Raw genomic sequence first — 8886 nt, 5'->3', positions numbered from 1 at the left:
TGACGGATCGAGCCGCCCGTGTCGGAACCGAGCGCGAGCGGCGCTTCGAACGCGGCGACGGCCGCAGCCGAGCCACCACCGGAACCGCCCGGGATGCGATCGAGGTCCCAGGGGTTGTGCGTGGGGCCGTATGCCGAGTGCTCGGTGGACGACCCCATCGCGAACTCGTCCATGTTGGTCTTGCCGAGCGGGATCAGTCCCGCGGCGCGAGAGCGTGCGACCACCGTCGCGTCATACGGCGAACGGTAGCCCTCCAGGATGCGCGAGCCACTCGTGGTGGGCTGGTCCGTCGTGACGAGGACGTCCTTGATCGCGAGAGGGACTCCCGCGAGCGGGCCCAGCTCTTCACCCTCCGCACGACGGGCATCGATGGCTGCAGCCGCCTCGATCGCCCCTTCGTTGACGTGCAGGAACGCGTGGACGTCGCCGTCCACCGCGGCGATGCGGTCGAGATGAGCGCGGGTGGCCTCGACACTGGAGACCTCGCCGGAAGCGAGCTTCGCGGCGAGATCCGCCGCGTCCAGACGGATGATGTCGGTCACTGCTCTTCTCCCAGGATCGCGGTCACACGGAATCGGCCGTCGGCGGCATCCGGGGCGTTCTGAAGCACCTGCTCGTGCGTGAGCGTCTGCCCGACCACGTCGGGGCGGAAGACGTTGCTCAACGGGATGGGGTGACTCGTCGCTGCCACGTCGGCGGTCGCGACCTCCGACACCTTGGCGATGTTGTCGACGATCGCGTCGAGCTGGCCCGTGAGCCGCGACACCTCGTCGTCGTTCAGCTGGATGCGTGCGAGCACACCGAGGTGGCGCACGAGTTCAGGGGTGATTTCAGACACTCCTCCAGTCTAGTTGGAGCACCCGTCACTCCTCTTCCCTGCACGGCCGTCGACATATGCTGGGCGGGTGAGCACGTTCCAGCCCCCGCGCCCGTGGACCGCCAGCTACGCCGCAGGCGTCCCGGAAGACCTGCCTCCCGTCGACGGATCGCTCGTCGACATCGTCGCCGCCTCGGCACGCGACTATCCGGATGCCCCCGCCCTGCAGTTCTTCGGCCGCGAGACGACGTACGCCGAGCTGCAGGCCGCCATCGACCGGGCGGCGACGGGCTTGCGAGACCTGGGCGTCCGCGCCGGCGACCCGGTGGCCATCGTGCTCCCCAACTGTCCGCAGCACATCGTGGCGTTCTACGCCGTGCTCCGACTCGGCGCGGTCGTGGTCGAGCACAACCCGCTGTACACGCCGCGCGAGCTCCGCAAGCAGTTCGAGGACCACGGCGCGAAGCATGCGATCGTGTGGAACAAGGTCGTCTCCACGGTGCAGGAGTTCCCCGCCGACCTGGCGGTGACGAACCTCGTCTCCGTCGACGTGACCCGCGCGATGCCCTTCCTCACCCGCTTCGCCCTGCGTCTGCCCGTCGCCAAGGCCAGGGAGTCCCGCGCAGCGCTCACCGAGAAGGTCCGCGGCACGGTGCTCTGGGACTCGCTGATCGCCGCTGACCCGATTCCGTCGTCGCACCCGACGCCCGCAGCAGACGACCTGGCGATCATCCAGTACACCTCAGGCACCACCGGGACGCCGAAGGGTGCCGCGCTCACACACCGCAACCTCCTCGCCAATGCTGCGCAGTCGCAGGCCTGGGTGCCGTCGATCCAGCGCGGCAAGGGATGCGTCGTGTACGCGGTGCTGCCGATGTTCCACGCATACGGCCTCACGCTCTGTCTGACGTTCGCGATGTCGATGGGCGCGCGACTCGTGCTCTTCCCGAAGTTCGATCCCGATCTGGTTCTCGACGTCGTGAAGAAGCATCCCGCGACGTTCCTCCCGCTCGTGCCACCGATCGCCGACCGCCTTCTGAGCGCTGCCAAGGCCAAGGGTGTGTCGCTCGACGGCATCGAGGTCGCGATCTCCGGGGCCATGGCACTGCCCCACGAGCTGGTGGTGCCCTTCGAGGAGGCGACCAACGGCTACCTCGTCGAGGGCTACGGCCTGAGCGAGTGCTCGCCCGTACTCATGGCGAACCCCGTCGCCGACAACCGCGTGCCCGGCACCGTCGGACTTCCGCTGCCCGGAACCGAATGCCGGGTGGTCGACCCGGAGAACCCCACGGAGGACGTGCCTGCAGGAGCGGCGGGAGAACTCGTGGTTCGCGGACCGCAGGTCTTCTCCGGGTACTACGGCAAGCCGGAGGAGACGGAGGCCGTGTTCGTCGACGGGTGGTACCGCACGGGCGACATCGTCACGATCGACGAAGCCGGCTTCGTGCGCATCGTCGACCGCATCAAGGAGCTCATCATCACCGGCGGCTTCAACGTCGCCCCCACCGAGGTCGAGAATGCGCTGCGCCAGCACCCGCAGGTGGTCGACGCTGCGGTCATCGGACTACCGAGCGAGCACTCGGGCGAGGAGGTCGTGGCCGCGATCGTCGTCGATCCGGAGACCGAGGTCGACGTGGAGGCCATCCGCGAGTTCGCGCGCAGCATCCTGACGCCCTACAAGGTCCCCAGGAGGATCTTCGTGGTCGACGAACTCCCGAAGTCGCTCATCGGCAAGGTGCTCCGTCGGCAGGTCAAGGAGAAACTGGTCGCCCTGAACACCGGCTCCTGAGGACGCCCTCACAGGCGGCGAGACGTTCGGCGCGCTACCCTTGGGAAGTGACCCCTGAAGATGCAGTGCTGACCGACGCCCCCGAGGACTCCCCCGCGACCCCCGGATTCGAGGAACTCGGAATCACCGGGCCCGTCCTCAAAGCCATCAAGGACCTCGGCTACGAGACCCCGTCGCCCATCCAGGCGGCCACTATCCCTACCCTCCTCGCCGGGCGCGACGTCGTCGGCATGGCGCAGACCGGAACCGGCAAGACCGCGGCATTCGCGCTGCCCGTGCTCGAGCGTCTCGATGTCGCGCAGAAGACGCCGCAGGCGCTCGTGCTGGCTCCGACCCGTGAGCTCGCCCTCCAGGTGTGCGAGGCGTTCGAGTCGTACGCGTCCAAGATGAAGGGTGTTCACGTCCTCCCCGTCTACGGCGGACAGGGCTACGGCGTGCAGCTCTCGGCTCTGCGCCGCGGGGTGCATGTCATCGTCGGGACACCGGGCCGCATCATGGATCACCTCGCCAAGGGCACGCTCGACCTGTCGCAGCTGCAGTACCTCGTGCTCGACGAGGCCGACGAGATGCTGAAGATGGGCTTCGCGGAGGATGTGGAGCAGATCCTCGCGCAGACACCCGAGGAGAAGCAGGTCGCGCTGTTCTCCGCCACGATGCCGCCGCAGATCCGCCGCCTCGCGCAGAAGTACCTGCGTGAGCCGGAAGAGATCAGCATCAAGTCGAAGACCGCGACGGGCACGAACATCACTCAGCGGTACCTCGTGGTCTCGTACGCGCAGAAGGTCGACGCGCTGACCCGCATCCTCGAAGTCGAGAACTTCGACGGCATGATCGTCTTCGTCCGCACCAAGAACGAGACCGAGACGCTCGCCGAGAAGCTCCGCGCCCGCGGCTACTCAGCCGCAGCCATCAACGGCGACGTGCCTCAGGTGCAGCGCGAGCGCAGCGTCAACCAGCTCAAGGACGGAAAGCTCGACATCCTCGTCGCGACCGACGTGGCCGCGCGCGGGCTCGACGTCGAGCGCATCAGCCACGTCGTGAACTTCGACATCCCCACGGACACCGAGTCCTACGTGCACCGCATCGGTCGCACCGGGCGCGCGGGACGAACGGGCGACGCTATCAGCTTCATCACCCCGCGCGAGCGCTACCTGCTCAAGCACATCGAGAAGGCGACCCGACAGCAGCCCACTCAGATGCAGCTGCCGAGCACGGAGGACGTGAACACCACCCGGTTGACCCGGTTCGACGATGCCATCACCACCGCTCTCTCGGAGACCGGGCGCATCGACGCGTTCCGCGACATCATCGCGCACTACGTCCGTCATCATGATGTGCCGGAGAGCGACGTCGCCGCGGCGCTGGCCGTGGTCGCGCAGGGAGACAAGCCTCTGCTCCTCGATCCCGCCAACGATGCGCTCACCAGGGCCGTCGAGGCGGACAACCGGCCGCAGCGGGAGCGCCCCGCTCGTGACGCGCGCGAGCCTCGGGGCGAACGCCGCAGCCGTGGCGACTACACCGCCTATCGCATCGAGGTCGGCAGGCGTCACCGTGTCGAGCCGCGCCAGATCGTCGGCGCCCTCGCCAACGAGGGCGGCCTGGGTCGTGACGACTTCGGGGCGATCAACATCCGCCCCGACTTCTCGACCGTCGAGCTCCCGTCGAACATGGATCCCGCCGTGCTCGACAAGCTCCGCGACACCCGCATCTCGGGTCGCCTCATCGAGATCAAGCCCGACCGCGGTCCTGGCGCTCGACGTAGCGGCCCTCGCGAGGATCGTCCCTCCGGCGGTCGCGGTGACCGTTTCGATCGTCGTGACCGTGACGAGCGCCCTGCGCGCGAAAGCCGGGACGAGAAGCCCTTCCGCAAGCCGCGCCACAAGAACTGACGGCGGATCGCGCGCGGCGGTGTCTAGTCGCTTCCGCGCGCGAGCCGTGCGGCGACGGCGATCAGCGGCTCTGGATGTGCCAGAAGGGCCCGTTGCTCCGGGTGCGAGATCAGGTGAGCGATCAGTCGGTGCGCTCCCGTGACGGTCGGGGTCCAGTAACCTCCGACGTGATGACGGCTCAGCGGGACGGTGCGCGTCTCTCCTTCGACGACGAGCTTCGCGGAACCGTCATCGGGATCGATCCCGGGATCGCTCAGCATCAGGGCGGTCAACGCTCCGAGCAGCACAGTGCCCGTGAGACCGGGGAGGCGGAAATTCGTCGTCGGAACGTCGAGTTCGATCTGCTCGAGTCCCGTCCACGGCACTATTCCGCGATTCTCGACTCCGTCGCGGATGATCACGGCCTCGGGCATCAGCCGCAGGTGGTTCCGACCGGGATCACCGACAGCCAACGCCTCGGGGACGACGATCAGCGGACCGTAGCGTCTCACGCCCCTTCGCCCGCGGGAGGGAGCGCGTCCGGTCCCTCCGTCACCAGGATGTGGAACTGCGCCGCATCGAGGATCCGGAGACCGAGCTCCTCCGCCTTGGCGAGCTTGGACCCCGCGCCGGGGCCGGCGGCCACGAAGTCCGTCTTCTTCGACACGCTCGACGCCGCCTTTCCTCCCGCGTTGATGATGGCTTCCTGCGCACCCTCACGCGTGTAGCCGTCGAGCGAGCCGGTGGCGACCACCGTCAGCCCTTCGAGCACTCCCCCTGCGGCGACGGCAGCGCCGGGACCGGGGTGACCTGGTGTCTTCCACTGCACCCCCGCATCCGCCCACTGCTCCACGATCTCTTTGTGCCAGTCGACCTCGAACCAGGCCAGGAGCGAGTCGGCGATGATGCCGCCCACGCCCTCCACGGCAGCCAACTCGTCGCGCGTAGCCGTGCGGATCGCGTCGAGTGAGCCGAACCACTGCGCGAGCGCCCTCGCAGCGACAGGTCCGACGTGGCGGATGTTCAAGGACACGAGCAGACGCCACAGCTCCTTCTTCTTCGCCTTCTCGAGCTCGGCGAGGAGAGTGAGCGCCTGGGACGAGGGCTGCGGACCCTCGAGGCCGGACTTCTTCTCGGCCGCAGTCGGGTTCCGTCGGAACGGGGCGCGCGTCTTGACGATCCCGTCCTCGTCCTCCTTGGGAAGCCCCGTCTCCGCGTCGCGGACCACCAGCTCGATGGGGACGAGCTGGTCGAGCGTGAGGGCGAAGAGGCCGGCCTCGGTCTCGAGCGGCGGCACCGCGGGAGACGTCGGCTGTGTCAGGGCGGCGGCGGTGACCTCGCCGAGGGCCTCGACATCGAGGGCACCGCGGGAGCCGATGTGCTCGACACGTCCGCGCACCTGCGCCGGACACGAACGCGCGTTCGGACACCGCAGATCGATGTCGCCCTCCTTCATCGCCCGAAGCGGAGTGCCGCACTCCGGGCACTCCAGGGGCATCACGAACTCGCGTTCCGTGCCGTCGCGCTTCTCGACGACCGGACCGAGGACTTCGGGGATGACGTCGCCGGCTTTGCGCAGCACGACCGTGTCTCCGATCAGCACGCCCTTCGCCTTCACGACGTCCTTGTTGTGCAGAGTCGCCTGCCGGACGACGGACCCCGCGACCTGCGCAGGAGCCATCACCGCGAAGGGCGTCGCGCGGCCGGTGCGGCCGACCGACACCACGATGTCGAGGAGCTTCGTCTGCACCTCTTCCGGCGGGTACTTGTACGCGATCGCCCAGCGCGGTGCCCGGCTGGTCGCGCCGAGCTCGTCATGAAGCTCGAGCTCGTCGACCTTCACCACGATGCCGTCGAGCTCGTGCTCGATGTCGTGGCGGTGTTCACCGAAGTACTCCACGAACGTGACAACCTCATCGATCGTGTGGCACACCCTGGTGTGCGGGCTCGTCGGCAGCCCCCACTCGGCCAGCAGATCGTAGACCTCGCTCTGCGCCGCGACGGGAGGGTTCGACCATGCGCCGACGCCGTGCACGTAGAGCGCGAGCGACTCGATGCGCAGCAGGCCGGCTTCGAGTTCGAGGCCGTTCTTCTTGTCGATCTGCTGACGCAGGCCGCCGCTCGCCGCGTTGCGGGGATTGGCGAACGCGGGGAATCGGCGCGCGGCGGCGGTGCGAGCCTTCTCCTCGTCGAAGGGCTTCTTCGCTCCGCCCCGCGCCTCCCAGCGCTCGAGCGCATCGGCGTAGGCGCGGTCGCGGAACGCCGCCTGGGCCGCGTTGAGCCGTTCGAACGCGGCGACGGGGATGAAGACCTCCCCGCGCACCTCCACGATGGCCGGGTGGCCCTCACCGCTCAGTCGATACGGGATCTCGGGCAGCCGAAGCGCGTTCTCCGTGACGATCTCCCCCACGCGTCCGTCGCCCCTGGTCGCAGCAGAAGTGAGCACGCCGTTCTCATAGCGGAGATTGATGGCGAGGCCGTCGATCTTCAGCTCGGTGAGCCAGGCGACATCGCGTCCGGCGGCGGCCTTCGTCTTCGCGGCCCATTCCCGCAGCTCGTCGATGGAGAAGACGTTGTCGAGGCTGAGCATGCGCTCCGCGTGCTCGATGGTCGCGAGGCCCGTCGCCTCAGCCGCCCCCACCATCTGTGTGGGCGAGTCCTGCCCCTGCAACTCGGGATGCAGACGCTCGAGCTCTTCGAGTCGGCGCATCCAGCCGTCGTAGGTGGAATCGTCGACGATCGAGGTGTCGCGGCCGTAGTAGGCCTCCTTCGCATCGAGGATGCGCGTGGTCAGCTCCTCGGCTTCGGTTCGGGCGTCTTCCAACGAGATGTTCTCCGGCACCCCGTCAGTCTACGAGCGGGTGCGGACACCGGAGGAGGCTACGCGCCGACAGGGACCGCGGACACCGTGGTGTCGATCGTGAACTGTCCGAGCACCCGCGTCCCGATGTAGAGCACGGCGGTCTGTCCCGGCGCGACGCCGTCCAACGCGACCTCGGGCGTCACGCGCACGCCGCCTTCGGAGATCTCGGCCCTCGCAGGGACCGGCTCAGCGTGCGCTCGGATCTGCACGTGGCACTCGAACGAGGACTCCGTGGGTGCGGCACCGGCCCAGCTGAACCGCTCTCCGGCGATCTCGGCGATCGCGAGGGCCTCCTTGGGGCCGGCGACCACCGTGTTCGAGACCGGTCGCACCTCGAGGACGAAGCGCGGCTTGCCGTCTGCCGCGGGAACGCCGAGCTTGAGCCCGCGTCGCTGTCCGACGGTGAAGGCATGCGCGCCCTCGTGCGATCCGACGACCTCGCCCGCACGATCGACGATCTCGCCGGTGGCCGTGCCGACCTTCTCGGCGAGCCAGCCGCGCGTGTCCCCATCGGGAATGAAGCAGATGTCGTGGCTGTCCGGCTTCTGCGCGACGCTCAGGCCGCGTGCTTCGGCCTCTGCGCGGACGATGGCCTTCGTGGGCGTCGTGCCGAGCGGGAAGTAGGTGTGCGCCAGCTGCTCGGCCGTGAGGACGCCGAGCACATAGGACTGGTCCTTGGCGTTGTCCGACGCCCGGTGCAGCTCGAGGCCGTCCTCGCCGTCGACCAGAGTGGCGTAATGCCCCGTGCACACCGCGTCGAAGCCCAACTCGATCGCACGCTCCAGAAGGGCGGCGAACTTGATCTTCTCGTTGCAGCGCATGCAGGGATTCGGGGTGCGGCCTGCCTGGTACTCCGAGATGAAGTCCTCGATCACATCGTCTCGGAACCGCTCGGAGAAATCCCAGACGTAGAACGGGATGCCGAGCGCGTCGGCTGCACGACGCGCGTCGAGGGCATCCTCGATCGTGCAGCATCCTCGACTGCCGGTGCGCAGCGTTCCGCCCGCCCGGGAGAGCGCGAGATGCACGCCGACCACGTCGTGCCCCGCCTCCACGGCCCTGGCTGCCGCGACGGCGGAGTCGACTCCACCGCTCATCGCCGCAAGGATCCGCATACGACCAGTCTACGAGCGTGCGGCTGTGCCGGCGCCGGATGCGCGCGTGTACGCCTCGGCGATCGCACCGAGCACGGCATCGACGTCGCTCTCGGTCGATGTCCGCCCGAGCGAGAAGCGCAGCACGCTGCGGGCGTCGCGCTCCGGGCGTCCCATCGCCATCACGACATGCGAAGGTTCGGCCACGCCCGCCTGGCAGGCTGATCCGGTCGACGCCGCCACCCCTGCGACGTCGAGCAGGAACAGCAGGCTCTCCCCCACCGCACCCGGGAACAGCATGTGCGCGTTGCCGGGAAGACGGTCGGTCGGGTCGCCCAGGAGCTCGGCCGTCGGCACCGCGGCAACGATCCCGGCCACGAGGCGGTCGCGCAGCGCACTGAGACGCGCAGCCTCGTCCTGTCGTTCGTGCTCCGCGAGTTCGAGAGCCACGGCGA

Annotated in this window: 8 protein-coding genes; 2 read left to right on the top strand and 6 right to left on the bottom strand. The window is 68.6% G+C overall.

Features of this window, described 5'->3' with window-relative positions; all coding sequences use genetic code 11:
* Together DSP71_RS24450 and gatC are read right to left on the bottom strand one after the other, a co-directional pair.
* Positions 1-542, bottom strand: a 542-nt coding sequence (locus DSP71_RS24450) for an amidase (RefSeq protein WP_258546585.1), incomplete at its 3' end; no start/stop codon positions are given.
* Positions 539-838 carry an Asp-tRNA(Asn)/Glu-tRNA(Gln) amidotransferase subunit GatC gene (gene gatC / locus DSP71_RS20595; protein WP_026049703.1) on the bottom strand — a complete coding sequence of 100 codons (300 nt, stop codon included), beginning with the start codon at positions 836-838 and terminating at the stop codon, positions 539-541. The genes gatC and DSP71_RS24450, both read right to left, overlap by 4 nt.
* Before the next feature lie 67 nt (positions 839-905).
* On the opposite strand from gatC, the gene DSP71_RS20590 reads away from it, so the two are divergent.
* The gene (locus DSP71_RS20590; protein WP_113681937.1) at positions 906-2606 is read left to right on the top strand and encodes a long-chain-fatty-acid--CoA ligase; all 1701 of its coding nucleotides are present in this window, start codon (positions 906-908) and stop codon (positions 2604-2606) included.
* A 47-nt stretch (positions 2607-2653) separates the two neighbouring features.
* Complete coding sequence (locus DSP71_RS20585) at positions 2654-4495, top strand: DEAD/DEAH box helicase (RefSeq protein ID WP_374706391.1); 1842 nt, start codon at positions 2654-2656, stop codon at positions 4493-4495.
* Between the two features lie 23 nt (positions 4496-4518).
* On the opposite strand, the gene DSP71_RS20580 is transcribed toward DSP71_RS20585, so the two are convergent.
* The 4 genes from DSP71_RS20580 to DSP71_RS20565 form a co-directional block, all read right to left on the bottom strand.
* Positions 4519-4986 carry a hypothetical protein gene (locus DSP71_RS20580; RefSeq protein ID WP_113681935.1) on the bottom strand — a complete coding sequence of 156 codons (468 nt, stop codon included), beginning with the start codon at positions 4984-4986 and terminating at the stop codon, positions 4519-4521.
* Entirely contained in the window at positions 4983-7316 is a 2334-nt protein-coding gene (gene ligA, locus DSP71_RS20575; protein ID WP_113681934.1) for an NAD-dependent DNA ligase LigA, read from the bottom strand. The genes DSP71_RS20580 and ligA overlap by 4 nt, the downstream gene beginning before the upstream one ends.
* 38 nt (positions 7317-7354) lie before the next feature.
* The gene (gene mnmA / locus DSP71_RS20570) at positions 7355-8452 is read right to left on the bottom strand and encodes a tRNA 2-thiouridine(34) synthase MnmA (RefSeq protein WP_113681933.1); all 1098 of its coding nucleotides are present in this window, start codon (positions 8450-8452) and stop codon (positions 7355-7357) included.
* A gap of 9 nt (positions 8453-8461) precedes the next feature.
* The coding region (locus DSP71_RS20565; protein ID WP_113681932.1) for an aminotransferase class V-fold PLP-dependent enzyme at positions 8462-8886 on the bottom strand (425 nt) is incomplete at its 5' end.

The organism is Microbacterium sp. H6 (assembly GCF_003314775.1).
In the GTDB taxonomy this organism is placed as follows: domain Bacteria; phylum Actinomycetota; class Actinomycetes; order Actinomycetales; family Microbacteriaceae; genus Microbacterium; species Microbacterium oxydans.
Note: the sequence above shows the minus strand (reverse complement) of the source record. Positions and strands in the feature narration are given on the sequence as shown.